General features: G+C 70.0%; 19 protein-coding genes. 5 read left to right on the top strand and 14 right to left on the bottom strand.

Annotated elements, in window-relative coordinates; all coding sequences use genetic code 11:
* Nucleotides 1-44: 44 nt before the first annotated feature.
* The 8 genes from RS83_RS09150 to RS83_RS09115 form a co-directional block, all read right to left on the bottom strand.
* Nucleotides 45-671, bottom strand: coding sequence for a 2-phosphosulfolactate phosphatase (locus tag RS83_RS09150; RefSeq protein WP_045279205.1), 627 nt, complete (start codon nt 669-671; stop codon nt 45-47).
* Nucleotides 672-758: 87 nt separating this feature from the next.
* On the bottom strand, nt 759-2,216 hold the full coding sequence (locus tag RS83_RS09145) for an ABC transporter permease (RefSeq protein ID WP_045279204.1): 1,458 nt from the start codon (nt 2,214-2,216) through the stop codon (nt 759-761).
* Nucleotides 2,213-2,974, bottom strand: coding sequence for an ABC transporter ATP-binding protein (locus tag RS83_RS09140; protein WP_045279203.1), 762 nt, complete (start codon nt 2,972-2,974; stop codon nt 2,213-2,215). The genes RS83_RS09145 and RS83_RS09140 overlap by 4 nt, the downstream gene beginning before the upstream one ends.
* A 257-nt stretch (nt 2,975-3,231) precedes the next feature.
* Nucleotides 3,232-3,867 carry a response regulator gene (locus tag RS83_RS09135; RefSeq protein ID WP_045279202.1) on the bottom strand — a complete coding sequence of 212 codons (636 nt, stop codon included), beginning with the start codon at nt 3,865-3,867 and terminating at the stop codon, nt 3,232-3,234.
* Between the two features lie 28 nt (nt 3,868-3,895).
* Complete coding sequence (locus RS83_RS09130; protein ID WP_045279201.1) at nt 3,896-5,095, bottom strand: sensor histidine kinase; 1,200 nt, start codon at nt 5,093-5,095, stop codon at nt 3,896-3,898.
* 69 nt (nt 5,096-5,164) lie between these two features.
* Nucleotides 5,165-5,956, bottom strand: a complete 792-nt coding sequence (locus RS83_RS09125; RefSeq protein ID WP_045279200.1) for a class I SAM-dependent methyltransferase — start codon at nt 5,954-5,956, stop codon at nt 5,165-5,167.
* A gap of 19 nt (nt 5,957-5,975) precedes the next feature.
* Nucleotides 5,976-7,133, bottom strand: coding sequence for an AMP-binding protein (locus RS83_RS09120; RefSeq protein ID WP_045279199.1), 1,158 nt, complete (start codon nt 7,131-7,133; stop codon nt 5,976-5,978).
* Between the two features lie 18 nt (nt 7,134-7,151).
* Nucleotides 7,152-8,063 (bottom strand): 1,4-dihydroxy-2-naphthoyl-CoA synthase, encoded by a 912-nt coding sequence (locus RS83_RS09115; protein WP_045279198.1) that lies wholly within the window; start codon nt 8,061-8,063, stop codon nt 7,152-7,154.
* Between the two features lie 165 nt (nt 8,064-8,228).
* Here RS83_RS09115 and RS83_RS09110 point away from each other — a divergent pair, with 165 nt between their 5' ends.
* Complete coding sequence (locus RS83_RS09110) at nt 8,229-9,212, top strand: o-succinylbenzoate synthase (protein ID WP_045279197.1); 984 nt, start codon at nt 8,229-8,231, stop codon at nt 9,210-9,212.
* A 5-nt stretch (nt 9,213-9,217) separates the two neighbouring features.
* Here RS83_RS09110 and RS83_RS09105 read toward each other — a convergent pair whose 3' ends face one another.
* Nucleotides 9,218-9,877 (bottom strand): helix-turn-helix domain-containing protein, encoded by a 660-nt coding sequence (locus tag RS83_RS09105; RefSeq protein WP_045279196.1) that lies wholly within the window; start codon nt 9,875-9,877, stop codon nt 9,218-9,220.
* A 77-nt stretch (nt 9,878-9,954) separates the two neighbouring features.
* On the opposite strand from RS83_RS09105, the gene RS83_RS09100 reads away from it, so the two are divergent.
* On the top strand, nt 9,955-11,352 hold the full coding sequence (locus RS83_RS09100; RefSeq protein WP_045279195.1) for an MFS transporter: 1,398 nt from the start codon (nt 9,955-9,957) through the stop codon (nt 11,350-11,352).
* A 1-nt stretch (nt 11,353) separates the two neighbouring features.
* Here the strand turns inward: RS83_RS09100 and RS83_RS09095 are convergent, their stop codons facing one another.
* Nucleotides 11,354-11,977 carry a TetR/AcrR family transcriptional regulator gene (locus tag RS83_RS09095; protein WP_045279194.1) on the bottom strand — a complete coding sequence of 208 codons (624 nt, stop codon included), beginning with the start codon at nt 11,975-11,977 and terminating at the stop codon, nt 11,354-11,356.
* Between the two features lie 131 nt (nt 11,978-12,108).
* Between RS83_RS09095 and RS83_RS09090 the strand changes: the two genes are divergently transcribed.
* From RS83_RS09090 to RS83_RS09080, 3 genes are all read left to right on the top strand, one after another.
* On the top strand, nt 12,109-14,922 hold the full coding sequence (locus tag RS83_RS09090; protein ID WP_045279193.1) for an MMPL family transporter: 2,814 nt from the start codon (nt 12,109-12,111) through the stop codon (nt 14,920-14,922).
* The gene (locus tag RS83_RS09085) at nt 14,919-16,889 is read left to right on the top strand and encodes a YhgE/Pip family protein (RefSeq protein ID WP_045279192.1); all 1,971 of its coding nucleotides are present in this window, start codon (nt 14,919-14,921) and stop codon (nt 16,887-16,889) included. Before RS83_RS09090 ends, RS83_RS09085 begins: the two co-directional genes overlap by 4 nt.
* A gap of 122 nt (nt 16,890-17,011) precedes the next feature.
* The gene (locus RS83_RS09080) at nt 17,012-17,608 is read left to right on the top strand and encodes a 2'-5' RNA ligase family protein (protein ID WP_231587754.1); all 597 of its coding nucleotides are present in this window, start codon (nt 17,012-17,014) and stop codon (nt 17,606-17,608) included.
* 27 nt (nt 17,609-17,635) lie between these two features.
* Here the strand turns inward: RS83_RS09080 and ccsB are convergent, their stop codons facing one another.
* Genes ccsB through RS83_RS09060 form a run of 4 tightly spaced genes read right to left on the bottom strand, consistent with a single transcriptional unit; the run spans nt 17,636 to nt 21,805 of the window.
* Complete coding sequence (ccsB, locus tag RS83_RS09075; RefSeq protein WP_045279190.1) at nt 17,636-18,622, bottom strand: c-type cytochrome biogenesis protein CcsB; 987 nt, start codon at nt 18,620-18,622, stop codon at nt 17,636-17,638.
* Nucleotides 18,623-18,626: 4 nt separating this feature from the next.
* On the bottom strand, nt 18,627-20,381 hold the full coding sequence (gene resB / locus RS83_RS09070; protein WP_045279418.1) for a cytochrome c biogenesis protein ResB: 1,755 nt from the start codon (nt 20,379-20,381) through the stop codon (nt 18,627-18,629).
* 49 nt (nt 20,382-20,430) lie between these two features.
* On the bottom strand, nt 20,431-21,189 hold the full coding sequence (locus tag RS83_RS09065) for a cytochrome c biogenesis CcdA family protein (protein WP_045279189.1): 759 nt from the start codon (nt 21,187-21,189) through the stop codon (nt 20,431-20,433).
* A 16-nt stretch (nt 21,190-21,205) separates the two neighbouring features.
* Nucleotides 21,206-21,805, bottom strand: a complete 600-nt coding sequence (locus RS83_RS09060) for a TlpA family protein disulfide reductase (RefSeq protein WP_045279417.1) — start codon at nt 21,803-21,805, stop codon at nt 21,206-21,208.
* Between the last annotated feature and the right edge of the window lie 113 nt (nt 21,806-21,918).

Raw genomic sequence — 21,918 nt, 5'->3', positions numbered from 1 at the left:
GATCCGGCAGAACTCCGAGGCCAGAACGGTGGGTCGTGCGTGGATCAGACGAAGGCGGTGAACCCGCGCTCGCGGAAGACCGGCACGGCCGTGATCGCGTCGAGCCTCGCGGCTGCGGCGACAGCATCGGCATCCGTCGCTTCCTGACCGGAACCGCTCGCGGAGAGCAGGTGCCCCAGCGCCCGGCGCAGGGCCCGGAACCCCTCGGCCGCGACCGCCGCGTCCGGTGCGGTGTGATCGATGCCGAGGTCGGTCAGTGCTGCGATGATCGCACCGGCACCGAGCTGATCCTCGACCGCGAAGCGCACGTCGTTCGAGGCGTCGCGCTCGCCCGTGGCGATCAGCGCGACCGAGGTGCGCGCCTGCCGCTGCTCCTGGATGGCCTGGATCGCACGAGCGACCGCGCTCGCGTTACGGATGCCGCCGACGAGCACCGTCGCGCCGCCGGCGGATGCCGTGACGGCGATCGCGGGGGCCACGGAGTCAGCTGACCAGGCTCCGGCTTCGGCGAGGTCGACAGCTGTACCCTCGGCGACGGCATCCGCGACACGCGACGAGAAGTGCAGCACGTCGACGATCACGACGACATCCGAATCAGCGAGCCGCTCGAGGCCGGCGAGGCCCCAGTCGAGGCGGACCTGGTACGTGGACTGATCGAAGGGCGACGGCATCCATCCAGCCTAGGCGCGCACCTGAGGGGTCAAGACACGCCCGCCGCAGCCACGCGCGCGCGGCGCGTGTCGACCCCTCAGCGAGTGTCAGTCGGCCGCCAGTGCCTCGACCGGGGCGACCCGCGTTGCGAGGCGAACCGGGGTCGCGGCTGCGACGAGCGTGAGCACCGCGGTGGCGACGACGATGATCGCGACCGGGATCCACGGGATCTGCGGGGCGACGAGTCCGGCCGGCGTGAAGTCGGGAAGCGTCGGCACCGAGCCGAGCACCGACTGCGCGGCGATCCACCCGTAGACGACGCCGAGCACGAGTCCGGTCAGGGTCGCGGCGACCGTGATGTGCGTGGCCTCGAGCAGCACCATTCGACGCACCTGCCGGTTCGACAGTCCGATCGAGCGCAGCAGTCCGAGTTCGCGGCGGCGCTGCACGACGCCGATCGTCAGCAGGTTCACGAGCCCGACCGCCGCGATCACCGCCGATACCGCGACGAGCACCATCATGATCGAGGCGAAGGCGTCGAACGGCGCGAAGAATTCGTCGGGCACGTCGCCCTGCTGGTTCATCATCAGCCGCTTGGCCGATTCGAGGGCGACCGCGAACATCGTGACCAGGGTGACGCCCATGACCACGCCGATCGCCATCCGCGAGGAGCGCTCCGGGTACCGCAGCGCGTTCTCGGCGGCGAGGCGCGCTGTGGCGCTCGACCCGAACAGGCGGCCGACCAGACGCAGGATGGGCGGCATGAACAGCACCGATCCGAGGGCGAGGCCCGTGAACGAGAGCACGCCGCCGAGGAAGGCGACGACCACGCCGAGCGGGGTGATCAAACCGACGAGCACACCCCCGACGAGCAACGCGGCGCCCGTGACCAGCAGCACCCAGGTGCCCACGTGGCGGCCGGGGCGACCGGACAGATCATCGTGCGTCCGCTCGACCGCGCCGCCGATCGCCTGCAGCGGCGTGACCGAGAGCACACGGCGGGATCCGATCCAGGCCGCAGCCCAGGTGGTCAGTGCGACGCCGAATGCCGGGAGGGCGAGGGCCGGCTGGGCCAGCGTGAAGTCGGCGGCATCGTTCCCGAGCACCTGCGTGCCGAGCTGCACCCCCGCTGCCGAGAGCAGGAGTCCGGCGAGCAGCCCGAGCACCGCTCCGATCACGCCGACGACGAGTCCCTGCCTGCCGACTTCCGCCCGCTGCGAGCGCGCGGTCGCTCCGATCAGCCGGAGCAGTGCGATCTGACGTGTGCGGCCGGCGATGATCGTCGAGAAGGTGTTCGCGGTGACGATCGCCGCGACGTACATCGCGACGGCCGTCAGCAGCACCGACAGCATGCCGACGACGATCGCGAGGGTCTCGCTGTCGCCGATGAACGGGTCGGCCTGCAGCACGACGCCGATGTAGGCGGTGATCTCGACCAGGAAGACGCCGAACGCGGCCGACAGTGCAGCGACCAGGATGCTGGCACCCATGCCGCGGTCGCGGAGCCACCGCCAGCGGGGCCCGGTCGCCGCGGTCTGCTGGACGACCGTCGCGACCGCGGTCATGCCGCCACCTCGGCTGCGAGCATGTAGGCCGAGATCTGCTCGGCGGTCTGGCGAGGGTGGTCAGCGACGATGCGACCGTCGCCGAGGTACAGCACACGGTCTGCGTGGCTGGCGGCGATCGCGTCGTGCGTGACCATCGCGATCGACTGGCCGTGCTCGCGGCTCGCGGTCGCCAGCAGACGCAGCACCTCGCGCCCGGTCTTCGAGTCGAGGTTGCCGGTCGGCTCGTCTGCGAAGACGAGGTCCGGACCGGTCGCCAGTGCCCGGGCGATCGCGACACGCTGCTGCTGCCCGCCGGACAGTTCGTGCGGACGGTGGTGCAGCCTGCCGGCCAGACCGAGCGTCTCGACCAGGCCATCGATCCTCGCGCGTTCGATCGCACTCGGACGTCGACCGTCGAGCTCGAACGGCAGCAGGATGTTGCCGAGCGCATCGAGCGTCGGCACCAGGTTGAACGACTGGAACACGAACCCCACGCGACGCCGGCGCAGCAGCGTGAGGTCGAGGTCGCCGAGCCCGGTGATCTCGGTGTCGCCGATCCAGGCACGCCCCTCCGTCGGGCTGTCGAGACCGGCCATGATGTGCATGAGGGTGGACTTGCCGGAGCCGGACGGCCCCATGATCGCGGTGAACTGTCCGCGGCGGATGCCGACGCTGACGTCGTCGAGCGCGTGCACGGTCCCCTCGCCCGTGCCGTAGGTCTTCTTCAGGTGCTGGACGCGGGCGGCGAGCCCCAGGTCGGTGGTCGTGATCTCCATGTCATCGACGCTACGGAGCGCCGATCCTGCGCGCGTCGCCCGACCGGAGCATCCCGATACATCGCAGGGATGATCTCCAGCGTTCCCCCCGCGCCACCGTTCGCCCCGCCCCTTCGCCGACCATGCCCCTGTGCCGACCATGCCCTTTTCCGCCGAACCGGCCCGTTGTGCGCGTCGGTAAAGGGGCCGGGTCGCACAAAAAGGGCATGGTCGGCAGACGAGGCGGGGAGGGGAGGGAGGAGAAAGTGCGAGGGGGGTCAGGTGAGGCCGTGCTCGAAGGCGAAGACCACGAGCTGCACCCGGTCGCGCAGCGACAGCTTCGCGAGGATACGACTGATGTGCGTCTTCACCGTCGCCTCGCTGAGGTACTCGCGCCCGGCGATCTCGGCGTTCGACAGCCCGCGGGCGGCGAGCGCGAAGATCTCGCGCTCGCGGTCGGTCAGCGATCCGTAGGCGGCCGGCGCCGGCTTCGGAGCATCCGTGAACTGCGCGAAGAGCTCACGTGTGGCGGATGCCGCGATCACGCTCGACCCGGCGTGCACCGTGCGGATCGCGGCGAGCAGGAACTCAGGGTCGGCATCCTTCAGCAGGAAACCGCTCGCCCCCTGCCGGATCGCGCGCGCAGCGGCCTCATCGAGGTCGAACGTCGTCAGCATCACGATGCGCGGCGGATCCGGCTGCGCCAGGATCTCGGCGGTCGCCGTGATGCCGTCCATCACCGGCATCCGGATGTCCATCATCACGACGTCCGGCCGCGTCGTGCGCACGACCTCCAGCGCCTCGCGACCGTCGCCGGCCTCCCCGACGACCTCGAGGTCGGGTTGCGATGCGACGAGCATCCGGATGCCGGCGCGGAACAGCGCCTGATCGTCGACGAGGACGACTCTGATCATGCGCTGGAACCTCCTGCTGGTGAAACGGTCATCGTGCGGCCACCGAGCTCGCCCCGATCGGAAGCGACGCCTCGACGAGGAACTGCGCCCCGCGGCGCTCCGTCTGCAGAGTACCGCCGACCAACTGCGCCCGCTCGCGCATACCGATCAGCCCGTGTCCGCCCTGGCCGGGCCTGCTGTCTGCCGCGACTGTGTTGCTCACCCGGACCTCGACGCGGTCGGGCAGCCACGCCAGGTGCACGTCGACGGCGCCGTCTCCGTGTCTGATCGCATTCGTGAGCGCCTCCTGCAGGATGCGGTACACAGCGAGCTGGATCGCTCCCGGTGGCTCCCCCGGCGGCATCGGGTCGACCGTGATGCGAGGTTCGATGCCCGCATGACGCACCTGCGCGAACAGCGTCTCGAGGTCGGCGAGCGTCGGCTGCGGGCCGTCACCCTGCCGGTGGCGCAGCTGGGTGAGCAGCATCCGCACATCGGAGAGGGCGCCGCGCGCCGTCTGCGAGATCGTGCCGAGCGCCTCGGCGGCGAGCGCAGGCTCAGCCGCGGCGGCGTAGCGCGCACCATCGGCCTGGGCGATCACCACGGCGAGCGAATGCGCCACGATGTCGTGCATGTCGCGTGCGATCCGCACGCGCTCCTGTTCCTCGGCGGCGCGCAGCTCCGCCTGCATCCGGGCGGCCTGCGTCGCCCTGCCGCTGATGATCACGCGCCACAGGAAACCGGCGCCCCACGACATCACCATCGTGAGCACGAAGACGGATGCCAGCAGCGCGGCGATCGCGGCGGCGCGCATGGCGCTCGCAGCGTCCGTCAGCAGCTCACCCGACCAGACGATACCGAAGTAGCCGCCGCCGATCAGGCCGCCGACGAGGGCGGAGACTCCGCCGATCCAGAGCAGACGGCGCGTGCCCCAGGCGGCGGTCGCGAACAGCACCACGAGGATGCCGAGGTCGAAGGCGGCCGGCGGGAGCCCCAACGACATCTGCAGCACGGCACCGAACCAGGCGACGCCGAGCGCGAGCGGCGGCGAGAGTCGTGCGATCGCAGCCGCACCCCACAGGATCACACCGACGGCGGCGTAGGCGACGAAGACGGCGCCCTGGTCGGTGATCCACGCGCTCAGGCTCGACGAGCCCATGACGAACGTCAACGGAGCGGTGATGGCGAACCCGACCACGGCGCCGATGATGTCGACGACGAGCCAGGCACGGGAGACGGGGCGGATCACCCCTTCACGCTACGCGAGCAGCGGGAGCACGTCGTCCGCCTGCGGATGTATCCCGAGCCGTCGAGCGGTTCAGACCCGGCAGAGGATCTCGCCGTGCGGCACGAGATACCAGCCGTCGCCGTCATCCGCCCATCGGGTCCAGGCGGCACTGATCCCCTGCAGTTCCTCGCGCGTCGCCATGTCGCTGTCGACGAGCTGCCTGGCGAGCGCGGATTCGAGGATGCGGTCGGCCCACATGCCACCCCACCACGCCCGCTGCTCGGGCGTGGCGTAGCACCAGGTCGAGGCGGTCGCCGCGATGTTCTCGAAGCCGGCCGCGCGCGCCCACGACAGTAGGCGGCGTCCGGCATCCGGCTCGCCCCCGTTCGCCCGCGCAGCCGCACGATACAGCTCGAGCCAGCGATCGAGCTCGGGCAGCAGCGGGAACCAGTGGAAGCCGGCGTAGTCCGCGTCGCGCGCTGCCACGATGCCTCCAGGAACGGTGACCCTGCGCATCTCGCGCAGCGCCTGGACCGGATCCTCGACGTGCTGCAGCACCTGGTGCGCGTGCACCACATCGAAGGTGTCGTCGGCGAAGGAGAGCGCGTGCACGTCCTCGATCGAGAAATCGAGATTCGTCAGGCCCCGCTCGGCAGCCAGCCCTCGCGAGAGCGACATCGCCTCGTCGTTGATCTCGGTCGCGGTGACGTGCGCGACGACACCGGCGAACTCCGCCGTGATCGTCCCAGGACCGGCCCCGACGTCGAGCAGCCGGGTCGACGCCTGCAGGTGCGGGCGCAGGTACTCTGCGGAGTTCGCGATGCCGCGGCTGGTGTGCGATCGGAGGACGGACTCGTGGTGTCCGTGCGTATAGGTGGCCACGCGATCAGTCTGGCAGGGGTCAGCGCAGGTCGGCGACGGCTGCGCGGATGGCCTCGCGGTCCGGTTTGCCGGACGCCAGCTGCGAGAGCTCGTCGACGAGGATCAGCCGCGCCGGCCTCGCCGGCTTGCCGAGCTCGGCCTCGACCGCGTCGCGTGCATGCGTGAGTTGCTCGGACTCGGTGCGCCGCAGGGCCTCGCCGCGGGGCGCCACGATGACGGACGCTTCGCCCCAGCGCTCATCGTCGACGCCGACGACGACCGCCTGATGCAGACCGGGGACCTGTCGGACGACCCGCTCGACCCGGTCGAGGGAGATGTTGATGCCACCGGACACGATGACGTTGTCGGCTCGCCCGTGCACGCGGACGACGCCGTCCTCGACAAGGCCGAGATCGCCGGTGCGATACCAGCGGATGCCGTGCTCGTCCCGGACGAAGGTGCGCTCCGTGAGCGCGTCAGCGTCGAGATAGCCGTCGGCGAGCATGGGGCCGGCGATGCGCAGCTCGCCCTCGACGACCCGCACGCCGACCGTTTCAAGCGGCGCGCCGTCGTAGACGCAGCCGCCGCTCGTCTCGGTGGAGCCGTACGTGCGGACGAGTCCGACGCCGAGATCGGCTGCTCTGTCACGCAGCGGCTGCGGGAGCGCCTGACCACCCACGAGGATCGCCCGGTACGCCCGCAACGCTGCCAGCACGGCGGTGTCGTCGGCGGCATCCAGCAGCGTCGAGATCTGCGCGGGCACGAGCGAGGTGAACAGCTCAGGGAGCGTCGTCGACCCGGGGGCAGGACGCAGCATCGACAGCGTCGCCTCGGCGAACGACCGGGGCGAGAAGCGTCCTGGCAACGCGACCGGCTCGGTGCCGGCCAACAGCGATCGCACCATGACCTGGAGACCGGCGACGTAGCCGGCAGGCAGCGCGAGCAGCCATCGGCCGCTGCCGATGCGACCCGCCGTGGCCTCTGCACTCGCCCGCAGCGCCTCCGCACTCAGCACGACGCGCTTCGGGATGCCGCTCGATCCCGAGGTCGCGATCACGGCCGCGGTGCCGTCCGACACGTGTTCAGGGGTGTCGCCGATCATCCCGAAGCCGAGCGCCGGCCCGCCGTCGAGCGCACGACGCAGGGCATCCCGCAGGACCGCCGGGTCTTCCGCGTCGGTCGGGATCAGGCTGACCATGGCTGCGTCCTCAGCCGATCAGTAGTGCCAGGGGAACGATGACCAGTCGGGGTCGCGCTTCTCGAGGAACGAATCACGGCCCTCGACCGCCTCGTCCGTGCCGTAGGCGAGACGCGTCGCCTCGCCGGCGAAGACCTGCTGGCCGACGAGTCCGTCGTCGACGGCGTTGAAGGCGAACTTCAGCATCCGGATCGCGGTCGGCGACTTCGTGAGCACGGTTCGCGCCATCTGCAGCGCCTCCCGCTCGAGCTCGGCATGCGGCACCACGCGGTTCACGGCTCCTGCCTCATACGCGCGCTGCGCGGAGTACTCCTCGGCGAGGAAGAACACCTCACGCGCGAACTTCTGCCCGGTCTGGCGCGCCATATAGGCGGAGCCGTACCCGGCGTCGAAGCTGCCGACATCGGCATCCGTCTGCTTGAACCTCCCGTGCTCGGCCGAGGCGATCGTGAGGTCGCACACCACGTGCAGCGAGTGCCCGCCACCGGCCGCCCACCCAGGCACGACCGCGATCACGACCTTCGGCATGAAGCGGATCAGGCGCTGCACCTCGAGGATGTGCAGGCGCCCGCCACGTGCGGGATCCTGCACCGCGGTCTCGGAGTCGGAGTACTTGTACCCGTCGCGACCCCGGATTCGCTGGTCACCGCCGGAGCAGAACGCCCAGCCGCCGTCCTTCGGGCTCGGACCGTTGCCGGTGAGCAGCACGGCGCCGATGTGCGAATCCTGTCGGGCGATGTCGAGGGCACGGTAGAGCTCGTCGACCGTGTGCGGCCGGAAGGCGTTGCGCACCTCTGGACGGTTGAACGCGATACGGGCGACCCCGCCGTCGACCGAGACGTGGGCGGTGATGTCGGTGTAGTCCTCCGCGCCGGGGGCGAGCTGCCACTCGGCGGGGTCGAACAGGTCGGAGACGAATGCGGTGGTCACGGCATCCAGCCTATTCCTGACGCACTTCCGCGTGCGGCATCCGCCCGGTTCCGGTCGCAGTTCGCGCCGTCGGAGATGGCGGCGCGCGGCAGGAACTGCGACCGGAACGCCGGATCTCGGCAGGGCGGATGCCGCGACCGGAGCCGCAGAGAGCAGAATGGGGCCATGCTCCCCTCGCTCGAAGACCTGCTCGACTCGGCCAGGGTGGTCGCGCTCCCCATGCACACCCGCTTCCGAGGTGTCGATACGCGTGAGGCGCTGCTCTTCGAGGGCCCGCAGGGGTGGGCCGAGTTCTCACCGTTCGTCGAGTACGAGGATGCCGAGGCTGCGACCTGGCTCGCAGCGGCGATCGACTTCGCGTGGCACGAGCAACCGGCGCCGCTGCGCGACCGGATCGCCGTCAACGCCACTGTGCCGGCCGTCGAGGCAGCGCGCGTCGCCGAGGTGCTCGCACGCTTCCCCGGATGCCGCACCGCGAAGGTGAAGGTCGCCGAGCCAGGGCAGTCCCTTGCCGACGACATCGCCCGCGTCCGCGCCGTTCGCGATGTCATGGGGCCGGAAGGGCGCATCCGCATCGACGCGAACGGCTTCTGGAACGTCGACGAGGCCGAACATGCCGTGCACGCACTCGGCGAGTACGACCTGGAGTACGTCGAGCAGCCGTGCGCGACCGTGCCGGAACTCGCCGACCTGCGCCGACGAGTGAAGTACATGGGCATCCCGGTCGCAGCGGATGAGAGCGTGCGGAAGTCGTCCGATCCCCTCGCGGTCGCCCGAGCCGGTGCAGCCGACCTGCTGGTGGTCAAGGCGCAGCCGCTCGGCGGCGTCACTCATGCGTTGCAGATCGTCACCGCGGCCGGCCTTCCCGCGATCGTGTCGAGTGCCCTCGACACCGCGATCGGCCTGTCACAGGGGGCGGCGCTCGCTGCGGCCCTGCCGACGCTCGACTTCGACTGCGGACTCGGCACCGCCTCGCTCTTCCTCGACGACGTCGCCGACCTGCGGCCCGTCGACGGCGCGGTCCCGGTCGGCAGGGTGACACCGGATGCCGCGGCGCTCACGCGCCTCGCAGCGTCCGACGATCGACGCGAGTGGTGGACCGCTCGACTCGCGCGCTGCCACGCCGCGCTCGCCGCTGCGGCGCACTGATCGGGCTACTCCCCGACCGGGATGCCATCGGCCGACACCGCTCCCGTCGGCCCTGATTCACCCAGCACCTCGGCGAGATGGCGCGTGGCCAGCTCGGCACTGCGGTGACCGTGGCCGGCCTGGGTCCCGAAGATCGTGAGGATCTCGGCATCCTGCTCGCCGTCCGCGCCGAACCAGTGCGGGATGCGCGTGTCGAACTCCGCGACCTCGCCGCTCTCGAGCAGCACATCGCGGTCGCCCACGATGAGTCGGATGCGCCCTGACAGCACGTACATCCACGACGATCCCTCATGCGAGGTGAGGCTCGGCTCCCTGGAGGTGCGCGGGACGACGATCTTCCAGGCGTGCCGCTCTCCCGGCTGCCTGGTCAGCGCGACCACTGTGCGCCCGTTGACCCGCCGCGGACGCAGTCGCACCCGAGGGTCACCAGTCTCCGGCGCCCCGACGAGATCGTCGAGCGGAACCCGGTACTCCCTGGCCAGCGGGAGCATGAGTTCGAGACTCGCCCGCCGCTGCCCCGTCTCGAGCCGCGACAACGTGCTCTTCGATATCCCGGTGGCGCTCGCGACCTCGGCCAACGTGAGACCGCGCCGCGCTCGCAGAGCCTGCAGCCGCGGACCGATCTGTCGGAGCGTGCGCTCGAGTGCCGATGCCGATTCGTCCATGCCGCCAGCTCAGCACAGGATCCCGGTTTCAGCAACGCGAGTTGCCGCAACGGCATCCATAAATCGAAGCTGAGAGCATGACCGCGATCGACTCGAACACTCCCCGACTCCGCGCCGGCCTCGGCGGCCTCGCCCTCAGCGTGCTCGTCGCGTCACTGGGAACGAGCGCAGCCAACGTCGCCCTCCCCACCATCGCGGTCGAGCTCGGCGGCACCGTGGCACAGACGCAATGGGTGGCCGTCGCCTACCTGCTGGCGATGACGGCGACGAGCCTCACCGTCGGACACCTCGGCGATCTGCTCGGCCGCCGACGGGTGCTGCTGATCGGAATCGCGATCTTCAGCGTCGCCGCACTGCTGAGCGCATTCGCCCCGACGCTCGGCACGCTCATCGCCGCTCGAGCCCTGCAGGGTGTCGGCGCCGCAGTCATGATGGCGCTGCCGCTCGCGCGCGCACGCGATCTCGTGCCGGCGGAACGCCTCGGCTCGGCCATGGGGCTGCTCGGCACGACGGCCGCGGTGGGCACGGCATCCGGACCGGCGCTCGGCGGCGTGCTGATCACGGTCGCCGGATGGCCTGCGATCTTCGCGATCATGGCGCCGCTCGGAGCGGCTGCGGCACTCTTGACCTGGCGAACGCACGAGGCCGCACCCGCTCGCGCGGAGCGACGCCGCTTCGATGTCGCCGGCGTCCTCCTGCTGACGGGCGCCGTCGCCTGCTACACGCTCGGCGTCACGACCCCCGGCGCTGGCGAGCAGTGGCCGACCGCGGCGCTCGCCGGCGGCGCAGTGATCCTCCTGCTGCTGTTCATCCTGCGCGAGCGCCGCGCAGCGCACCCGGTGCTCCCGCTCGCGCTGCTGCGCACCAGGGCGATCTCGATCGGGGCCGTACTCAACCTGATCGTCGGGGCGGTCATGATGACCACGCTGGTGGTCGGCCCCTTCTTCCTCGCCGGCGCACTGCACCTCTCCCCCGCTGCGACCGGCGCGGTCATGGCCGCAGGACCCATCGCATCGATGTGCACAGGGGTGCTCGCCGGTCGCGCCGTCGACCGCTTCGGAACACGGCCGATGACGACGACCGGCCTCTCGGCGATGATCGCCGGCTCGCTCGCGCTGGCGCTGCTGCCGGCATGGTGGGGCCTACCCGGCTACATCACCGGCACCGTGCTGCTGGCGCCCGGCTACCAGCTCTTTCTCGCGGCCAACACGACAGGGGTACTCGCGGCGACGCCCGCGGATCGACGCGGCGTGACCTCGGGCCTGCTCGGGCTCTCGCGCAACCTCGGTCTCGTCACCGGCGCTTCCCTGCTGCCGGCACTGTTCACCACGGCATCCGGGTCCATCGCGGTCGGTGCCGCGGGCGTCGTTGCTCTGACCTCGGGGCTGCGCATCACGTTCCTGACCGCGACGGCAGCGCTCGCCGTCGCCGTGCTGCTGTCGCTGGTCCGGTCGCGCGACCGAGCCAGCGGCTGACCTACTTCTCGATCAGCAGCTGCACGAGACGGCCGAGTTCATCGCTGCCGGAGTGACGCAGCGTGCCATCGTCCTGTCCTGCCATGGCGCCGCGGACGGTCATGCCCTCCCAGAGGATCATGAGCATGCGGCCGGCCGTCTCGGCCGGAACCCGGAGCGTCAGCGACCCGGTCTCGGCGATGTCGTCGATGATCTGCGCGATGCTGGCGACCATCTCGCGCTCCTGGGCCAGGTAGGCGGCACCGAACTGCGCGTCGCGGACGGCGCGGATGCGGATCTCGCTCATCAGCATCACGCCGAGGCGATCATCGCCGCCGAGTTCCATCACCTGCTGCACGAGGTCGACCGGATCGCATCCTTCGGCGATCGCGCCCTCGGCCGTGAGCTCTTCGACGCGAGTGCGCACGGCACCGACGCGGATGTCGGCCACGCTCGCAGTGAGCGTCAGGAACAGCTCGTCCTTGGATTCGAAGTTCGAGTAGAAGGCTCCGCGCGTGAACCCGGCGCGCTCGCACACGGCCTCGACCGATGCACCGTCGAGTCCGACCTCGGCGAACACCTGGGCTGCCGCCTCGAGGAGCCGCGCTCGCGTGTTCTCGCGGCTGCGGGTTGCGGGTGTCGTCATCGAAACCTCCTGTCCCTGACTCTCGCATGATTCACACCCTGCACACAGACTGCGGCGGGCGCTTCACCTTACGATACAACTATGTATTGGATACACCTGTGTATCCACATCACATCCCCCCGGAGGAATGCGTGTCCACACTCCTGTCTTCGCTCGGTCGCTGGTCGTTCCGGCACCCGTGGCGGGTTCTCGTCTCCTGGCTGCTCGCGCTCGGCATCGCCGGTGCGGGCGCCCTCGTGCTCGGCGCCGGCACCGACAACTCGTTCTCGATCCCCGGCACCGAGTCGCAGGCAGGGCTCGAGCAGCTCTCCCGCTCGTTCCCGCAGGTGAGCGGCACGAGCGCGCAGATCATCGTCGTCGCCGCCGACGGCGACACGATCACGGACGACCCGTATCGCGCGGACATCGAGAAGGCAGTCGACCAACTCGGCGACCTCGACGGAGTCCTCGCCGCGAACTCCCCGTATGACGAGATGGTCACCGGCATGGTGAACGACGACGAGAACGCGGCGATCATCCGTCTGCAGTTCGACGGCGAATCGACCAACGTCTCGGCGGAGACGAAGGATGCACTGCGCGCTGCATCCGCCGACCTCGCCGCAGAGCTTCCGGACGGCTCGCAGACCGCCCTCGGCGGCGACCTCTTCGCGACCTCGATCCCCGGCCTGACGCTCACCGAAGCGGTCGGCCTCCTGATCGCCCTGCTCGTGCTGATCGTGACCTTCCGCTCCTTCGTGGTCGCCGGTCTCCCCCTGCTCACCGCCGTGCTCGGCGTCGGGATCTCGATGGCCGGCATCTTCGCCGCCACCGCGTTCGCCACGGTGTCCTCGACGACACCGCTCCTCGCGCTCATGCTCGGCCTCGCGGTCGGCATCGACTACGCCCTGTTCATCATGGCGAGACACCAGGACCAGGTGCGAGCGGGGGTCAATCCGGAGGAATCCGCTTCTCGCGCCGTCGGCACGGCCGGATCCGCGGTCGTCTTCGCGGGTGTCACGGTGCTGATCGCACTGATCGGCCTGAGCTTCGCCGGCATCCCCTTCCTGACGACAATGGGCATCGCCGCCTCGGCGGCCGTCGCGGTCGCGGTGGCCATCGCAGTCACCCTCACCCCGGCACTGCTCGGCTTCATGAAGGGCAAGGTCGTCGGTCGGCCGCGTCGTGCACCGAAGCCGAAGAAGCGCGCAAAGGGCCAGCGAGCCGCCGAGGCGGATGGCTCCCTGAGCCCGGCGAAGGGCAGCGAGCGCTGGGTCCGCGGCGTCACCAAGCATCCCGTCCTGGTCTCGCTCGCCGTGGTGATCGGGCTCGGCATCGTCGCGGTGCCCGCCCTGAGCCTGAACCTGGCCCTGCCGAATGCCGGCGTGCTGCCGAAGGACTCCGAAGCGCGCCAGAGCTACGATCTCGTCGGCGAAGAGTTCGGGCCCGGCTTCAACGGACCGCTGATCCTCACCGGCACGATCGTCACCTCCACCGATCCTGTCGGTCTGATGAAGGACCTCGGCGACGCCGTCGGCGACATCCCCGGTGTCAAGGAGGTCGCCCTCGCGACCCCGAACGAGACCGCTGACACCGGCATCGTGCAGATCATCCCGGAGACCGCTCCCGATGACCCTGCCACCGCAGACCTGGTGCGTGAGCTCCGCTCCCACCACGACGAATGGCTCGACGAGTTCGGCATCGATCTGAAGGTCACCGGCTTCACGGCCGTCGGCATCGACATCTCCGACCAGCTCGGCAATGCACTGCTGCCCTTCGGCATCTTCGTGATCGGGCTCTCGCTCATCCTGCTGACGATCGTGTTCCGCTCGCTGTGGGTGCCGATCACGGCAGCACTCGGCTACCTGCTCTCGATCGTCGCCGCGTTCGGTGTCGTCGGCGCGGTGTTCGAGTGGGGCTGGTTCGCCGACCTGCTGCACGTGGCGAAGGTCGGCCCGATCATCAGCTTCATGCCGATCATCCTGATGGGCGTGCTGTTCGGCCTGGCGATGGACTATCAGGTGTTCCTGGTGTCCCGGATGCGCGAGGACTTCGTGCACGACAAGGCCCTTCGGGCGGCTCAGGGAGTCGGGGGCGTGGACCGCGCCACGCGTCGCGCCGCAGCGCAGCGTGCCGTGCGCAGCGGCTTCACCGGCTCTGCGAAGGTCGTCACGGCCGCGGGCCTCATCATGTTCGCCGTGTTCGTGGCGTTCGTCCCCGAGGGCGACTCCTCGCTCAAGCCGATCGCACTCGGCCTCGCCGCTGGAATCGCGATCGACGCCTTCCTGGTTCGGATGACCCTGATCCCCGCCCTCATGGCGATCCTGGGTGAGCGCGCCTGGGAGCTGCCGGCGTGGCTCGAGAAGATCCTGCCGAGCGTCGACATCGAGGGCGAAGCCGTCGAGCGCGAACGGCACCTGGCATCGTGGCCCGGCGATGACTCGGTGATCGCGGCCGACGAGCTCTCGATCAGCGCCGATGCGCCGGTCCTCGAAGGCATCACGCTGCGCGTGGCGCCGGGTGGGGCGCTCGTCGCGACCGGATCCGATCGCCGCGTGCAACGCGCGCTCGCGCTCGCCGTCGCCGGCCGCAACCCGGCCGATGCGGGACGCCTCAGAGTCGCCGGGCACCTGCTCCCCGGCCGAGCGGCCTGGGTGCGTGCGCACGTCGGCTGCGTGCTGGTCGACGATGCGGATGCCGCGCTCCTCGATCTCGCCGAGGCACTCCGCGGCACGTCGACGGTCGTCGTGATCGACGGCCTCGACCGCCTCGCCGGCGGCCAGCAGGACCAGGCGACCGCCATGCTGCGCGACGCAGCGGCATCCCGCACCCTCGCGGTGTTCGCCACGGCATCCGACGCCGAGACGGCCCGCACCATCCTGACGGAGGCCGGTTGGCCGTCCGCAGACGTCTTCGACACGCGCTCGACCCGCCGGTCGTCCGCAGAATCCACCGAGGTGACCGCATGACCCTCTCCATCGAGCGCGCGCGCTCCCGCAAGCCCATCACGTGGCTGACCATCCTCGGCATCCTGCTGCTGCCGGCCGCCGTCGGCGGCATCCTCGTCGCGGCGCTGCAGAACCCGACGGAGCGCCTGGACTCCATGACCGCCGCGATCGTCAACCTCGACGACCCGGTGACCATCGACGGACAGGTCACGCCGCTGGGGCGCCAGCTCGCATCGGGCCTCGTCGAAGGCTCAGACGACCTGGACTCGAACCTCACCTGGGTGATCTCCAACAAGGAGGACGCCGCAGACGGGCTTGCCGACGGCTCGTACCAGGCGGTCATCACGATCCCCGAGAGCTTCTCGGCCGCCGCCACCTCGGCAGGACAGGCGATCGCCGACGGTGGAGGCAACCCCGAGAAGGCCACGATCGAGGTCACGACACCGCAGGACGGACTCGTCGCCGACGACCTCATCACGGGTCAGATCGCGAACGTCGCGGCCTCGACCCTCGGCACCATGCTCTCCGAAGCGACGACGGAGAACATCCTCGTCGGCTTCACCACGATCGGCGACCAGATCGGCGACGCGGCAGACGGCGCCGCGAAGCTCGCCACGGGAGCGCGGGATGCCGCGACCGGGGCGGCGGCGATCCCCGACGGCGCGACGAAGCTCGCCTCCGGTGCGAGCGAGCTCGGCTCCGGCGCATCCTCACTCGCGACCGGCCTCGACACGATCGCCAAGAACACGAGGGATGCCGCGACGGGCGCCGGCACGATCGGTGCCGGACTGACCGCAGGCGGCACCCAGCTGCAGAACAACGTCGGTGGGATCACTCAGCTCGTCGGCACCGTGCAGTCGGCCACCGGAACTGCCACCCAGGCCGCGGCGCAGACCAAGGATCTGGCGACGACGATCGGCACGATGGCCGCCACCTGCGATCCGGCAGTGTCCGGGCAGAGCATGTGCGACCAGCTCAGCAGCGCCGCAGCCTCGGCCGCAACCGCCGCGACCTCTGCAGGAACCGCTGCCGGCACGCTGAGCGCGCCGCAGGTCGCCGGCGGCCTCGCCGCGATTCCCGGCACCTTCAGCACCCTCGCCTCGAGCATGTCGCAGGCCGGCGCCGGAGCCACCCAGCTCGCCGGCGGCCTGAACCAGCTCGCGAGCCAGGGACTCGATCAGTCCGCAGCCGGCGCGCGCGCACTCGCCTCCGGTGCGACGCAGCTCTCCGACGGCGCGACCGCGCTCGCAGACGGCACGACAGAGCTCGCGACCGGACTCGACACCCTGGCCTCCGGCACCGGTGATCTCGCCGGCGGCCTGCGCACGGCATCCGACTCGCTCCCGTCGTTCAGCGACTCCGAGTCGAAGTCCCTCGCGTCGGTGATCGCCGACCCGGTGTCGACCGACTCCTCCATGAACACCATCTTCGGGCCGACCGCGATCCCGCTGCTTGCGGCCGTGGTGCTGTGGTTCGGCGGTCTGGCGTCGTTCATCGTGATGCGGGCGCACACGGCGCGCACGCTGACCTCGCGCCGGTCCTCGGCCGGGCTGGCGCTGCGGGCGTTCGCCCCGGCGGCGCTGATCGGTGCGGGCCAGGGCCTGCTCGTCGCGATCATCGTGCAGTTCGTGGCGAGCTACGACATCGGCGCCTGGTGGGCCTTCGCGGGCACGGCGGTGCTCGCCGGCATCGTGTTCGCCGCGGTGAACCAGGCCCTGGTCGCCCTGTTCGGCGGGATCGGTCGCTGGATCAGTGCGCTCGTCGGGGTGCTGGCGGTCGCCACCGGCCTGATCTCGACGGTGCCGGGCTGGCTGGCAGGGCTCGGCGCCGTGCTCCCCACGGCTCCCGCGTTCGCAGGGCTGATCGCCGGCAGCGGGTCGGCGGTCGCGGCCCTGGTCGTCTGGGGTGTGCTGTCGCTGGTCGCCACGACGCTCGCGGTGACCGTGCGCCGCACGACGTCGACGAAGGCAGTGCTGGCCACCGCCTGAGCCCGCAGCTCCGTGAAGAACGACCGCGGCCTGTCCATTCCGGACAGGCCGCGGTCGTCCGTTCGGGCCTCGGTTTCCGTCGGCGGCACACCGGAGGGGGCCTGCGCACATACGATCAAAAGATGCGACGACCTTTCATGTCCTCCCCCGCCCAGCTCGCCGACCTGGAGGGTCAGCAGTATCTGGTGCTGCGGCCGAGGACCGCGGTGGCTGATGTCTACCGCTCCGTGCAGCGCTCAGCGCTGACCCGGATCTCCCTGCCGCACCCGCACACCGAGCACGTCACCCTTCGCGCGTTCTTCGAGCCGGAGCGGCTCGAAGAGCTGCGCGCCGTCATCCACGAATGGGCAGCGGCGCGGCGTCCGATCGACGTGGTGGCCGAGGCTGTGGACGTGTTCCCCTCGCCGTGGCAGGTGGTGATCCTGCGCCTGGGGCGCACCCCATCCCTGGTGTCGGCGTATTCCAGCCTGAGCACGGCCCTCGCCGGCACCGACTTCCAGCGCCTCGATGAGCGCACCGTGGAGGACTGGACGTTCCACCTGTCAGTCCTCTACGCCAAGGCGCTCACACCGGCGGCCTGGACCGAGCTCTCGCACAAGTCCCGTCGCTCGCTCGGCTCACGCCCTGCCGAGACCATCTCCGAGGCGGAGTTCGTCTGGTACGAGGACGGCGTCGAGCACGCAGAGGTCATCCCGCTCGGCCCGCAGACCCGCTGGTGACGCCGCCGCGCCGGTGACCGCCTGAGCTCAGGAGATGCCGGAGTAGGCGTGCAGTCCCTTGAAGAACACGTTCACGATCGTGAAGTTGAACATCACGGCAGAGAAGCCGACGATCGCGAGCCATGCCGAGGGGTTGCCGCGCCATCCGCGGGTGGCCCGCGCGTGGATGTAGCCGGCGTACAGCACCCAGATCACGAAGGTCCAGGTCTCCTTGACGTCGAAGCCCCAGAAGCGGCTCCAGGCGTAGTACGCCCAGATGGATCCGGCGATCAGGGTGAACGTCCACAGGATGAAGCCGATGATCGTGAAGCGGTACGCCATGCTCTCCAGGCGCTCCGCGTTCGGGAAGGTGCGGAGGAATCCTGGACCGGTCTTCTCGGCTCCCTCCGACACGAGCCGCTCGCGGCGGGACTGCATCAGCTGGATCACCGAGAGCGCGAAGGCCAGCGCGAAGAACGCGGTGCCGAGCGACGCGACGAACACGTGGATCACGAGCCAGACGCTCTTGAGCGGATCCATGAGCGGTGAGACGTCGACGTAGAACTGCGTCGACGAGAGCCCGAGCAGCACGACGATCAGCCCGGTGATGAACGTGCCGAGGAACCGCAGGTCCATGCGCGTGAGCACGATCAGGTACACGGCGATCACGAGGAGCGTGCCGATCATCGCGAACTCGTAGAGGTTCGCCCACGGCACACGGCCAGCGGCGATGCCACGGGTCAGCGTCGCGCCGAGGTGGAAGAGGAACGCCAGCACCGTGAGTGAGGTGCCGATGCGCGCCATCACGAAACGCTGCGGCTGAGCATCCGCCGTCGAACCCGAGACCGCCCCTGCCGACGCACGGCCACGGCTGCCGACACCGGCGCCGACGAGCTCGGCCTCACGCACGGTCTGCGAATCCGCGGACAGCTGCGATCGCCGTGCGAGGTCGAAGGCGTAGGCGATGAACGCCGCGGCGTAGATCGCGATCGCCGTCCACAGCAGGATCGGCGAGATCACGTTGAGGTCGAACATGGTGTCAGTCTACTTTCGGAGTGTCGGATGCAGGGCTGTCGGATGCTGCGGCCTCGGGTGCGGCTTCGCGCTCGGCTTCGGCGGGGCGAGCGGATGTCGAGCCGTCGGCATCGAGCAGTCGGGCGTGACCTGCGACGAGGTCGTCGAGCGCCATCGCGATCGTCGGGTCCTCGCCGCGGGCGAGGCCCGCGTACTCGAGGGCGACGCCGTCAGCCGTCGCAGTCGCCTTGACCCACATGCGGCGACGCGGCACGAACAAGGCGAGCATGAGGCCGCCGAGGGCCAGCAGCGCGAAGGCGAGCACCCACGGGCCGGAGTCGTCGCGGTGGATCTGCAGCGACGCGAATCGCTTGACCGACTGCGAGGCGTCGGTGGCGCCGGCGGGCGACTCGTCCTCGAAGGTCACCGTGCCCATGCCGTTCGGCAGGTCGGCGGTCTCGCCGGGAGCGAGCTCGATCGACGCGACATCGGTCGTGCGCCCGGTGAGCTTGGTGAGGTCTGTGGTGTCGAGCACGTAGACCGACCGCGGGGTGCCTTCGTTGATGCCGAGGTCTCCCGAGTACACGTCGAGCGTGAGCGTCGGGTTCGTGAGCGCGCCGTAGGCGGAGAAGAAGGCGCCGCTCTTGAGCACACCGGTCGTCGGGTAGAAGAAGCCGAGCAGGCCGAGCTGCTCAGGGAGTCCGTCGGTGACCTTGATCACGCCGAGCGACGTCATCTGGGTGTCCTGCGGCAGGAACGGCACGCTGTTCGTGAACACCACGTCACCCGCGGCATTGCGCACCGTGATCGTCGGGGCGTAGCCGTTGCCGAGCAGGAACACGTTGTCGTCGGCGACGCCGAGCGGGTGGTTCACCTGCACGGAGCCGGTGCGCTCCTTGCCGTGCTCCTTCACGGTCACGTTGGCCGAGAAGTCGCCGGCCTGTCCTGACCCGGGCTCGCCGAAGGGCTGGTAGCTGACATCGAAGGTGTCGAGGCGCATCGAGTAGGGCGCGAGCGCGTCGTCGCCGACGAAGCGACCGCGGTTCATCGAGTCGTAGTCGACGAGGGTGTTGGCGAAGGTCTCGCCCTCGACCAGCACGCGCTGACCGGTGTATGAGAAGCCGCCACCGACGCCGACCGTCACCAGCACGCCGACCAGGGCCAGGTGGAAGAGCAGGTTGCCCGTCTCACGCCAGTATCCGCGCTCCGCAGACACCGAGAAGGAACGACCCCGGTCGTAGCGCTCGACCCGGTAGCCGAGCGCCTTCAGCTGCGCGGTCGCGATGTCGACCGAGGTGGATGCTGCGGCTTCGGCATCCCCTGCCGCGCGCTCGACCGAACGGAAGTCCTCGAGGCGCTGCAGGCGGGCCGGCGTGCGCGGCGGGCGCGCACGGAGTGCCTTGGCGTGGTGGCGGATGCGCGGGATCACGCAGCCGACGAGCGAGGCGAACAGCAGCAGGTAGATCGCCGAGAACCACGGCGACAGGTAGACGTCGAACAGCTTCAGACCGTCGAGGATCGGGAAGATGTCGGGGTTGTCGCGCTGCCACTGGCTGACACCGTTGGGGTCGGCCATGCGCTGCGGGAAGATCGACCCGGGGATGGCGGCGATCGCGAGCACGAGCAGCAGCACGAGCGCGGTGCGCATCGAGGTGAGCTGACGCCAGCCCCAGCGCAGCCAGCCGACGAAGCCGAGGCGGGGCTGTGCGACCGAGTCGTCGCCGTCGACGTGGTCTGACGGCCGCAGCGGATCGCTGGTGTCGGTGGTCTTGGAGGTCACGGCGTCCTTGTTCTTCGCGTTCTTCGTGTGCGTCTGGTCTGGATTCTCGTCAGAGTGGGAGCGGGACACTGCTGATCACCGCCGTCAGACGCGACATGATGTCGGTCCACAGTCCGGTCACCATCAGAACGCCGAGCAGCACCAGCAGCACGCCGCCGATGATGTTCACGAGACGGATGTGCCGGCGAAGCAGCCCGATGGTCTTCGTCGCCCAGCCGAAGCCGAGCGCGACGAGCAGGAACGGGATGCCCAGCCCCAGCGAGTACGCCAACCCGAGGAAGCTCGCCCGCACCGGATCGCCGGCGTTGAACGAGAGCGCGATGATCGCCGCGAGCGTCGGCCCCATGCAAGGGGCCCAACCGATGCCGAGGGCGATCCCTAGAAGGGGAGCTCCGATCACGCCGTACTTCGAGTCGACGTGGAAGCGCACCTCGCGCTGCGCGAAGCCGAAGAGTCCGAGGAACACGAGCCCCATCAGGATGATCACGACACCGAGGATGCGCGTGATCAGGTCACCCCAGCGCAGGAAGAACACGCCGGCCGTGCCACCGAGCGCCGTGATGGCGACGAAGACGATGCTGAAGCCGAGGATGAACAGCAGCACGCCGAGCACGAGCCGACCGCGGCCGGGCGTCGCGGCATCCGTCCCGGTCGCGGACCGAGGGGTGACCGCGCCGCCGAGGAATCCGAGGTAGCCGGGCACGAGCGGCAGTACGCACGGGGAGAGGAAGGAGATGAGCCCTGCGAGCATCGCGACCGGGATCGCCAGCCAGAGTGCGCCGGAACCGATGATGGATTCGGCGTTCACCGCGCACCCGCCGCGGTCACGGTGTCTCCGCGAGCGCGTCCTTGACGAGCGTGGAGAGGATCGACGTGCCGTCGATCGGCCCGATGATGCGCGCGGCGACACGACCCTGCTTGTCGAGCACGAGGGTCGTCGGGGTCGCGGCGATCGGCACGGCCTGCGCGAACGCGAGCTTCGCCTCGGCGGTGTCGACGTCGATCAGGCTCGGGTACGTGACCTTGAACTCCTCGGAGAAGGCGCGAGCGGTGTCGGCCTGGTCACGGGTGTTGATACCGATGAACGAGACGCCCTGGTCTTCGTACTGCTTCCAGACGCTCTCGAGGTCGCCCGCCTCGACGCGGCACGGTGCGCATCCGGCGTACCAGAAGTTGACGACCGCGACCTGGCCGGCGATGTCGGCGCTGTCGAACGTGTCGCCGTTCTCGGTCACACCGCCGAAGTCGACCGGATCGCCGCGTTCAGCGACCGGGATCTCGACGATCGCGCCGTCGGCGGCGATGTAGCCCGTGTTCTCTCCGCTGAGGAAGGATTCGCTGACGGGGTCGGGGGCACAGGCCGTCAGACCGATCGCGAACACCGCGGCGAGCGCGGCTCCGAGCGCACGACGGGAGTGTCGGATGCGGGTGGAGCGGCCGCTGCGGGATGAAAGCCCTTCGACAGGCTCGGGAACCCAGAGAGCAGGAGGCACGATTCCCAGCTTACGCGCGGCTTCCTATGCGTAGGCCGATACGG

This window comes from Microbacterium oxydans (genome assembly GCF_000956525.1).
In the GTDB taxonomy this organism is placed as follows: Bacteria; Actinomycetota; Actinomycetes; order Actinomycetales; family Microbacteriaceae; genus Microbacterium; species Microbacterium oxydans_A.
Note: the sequence above shows the minus strand (reverse complement) of the source record. Positions and strands in the feature narration are given on the sequence as shown.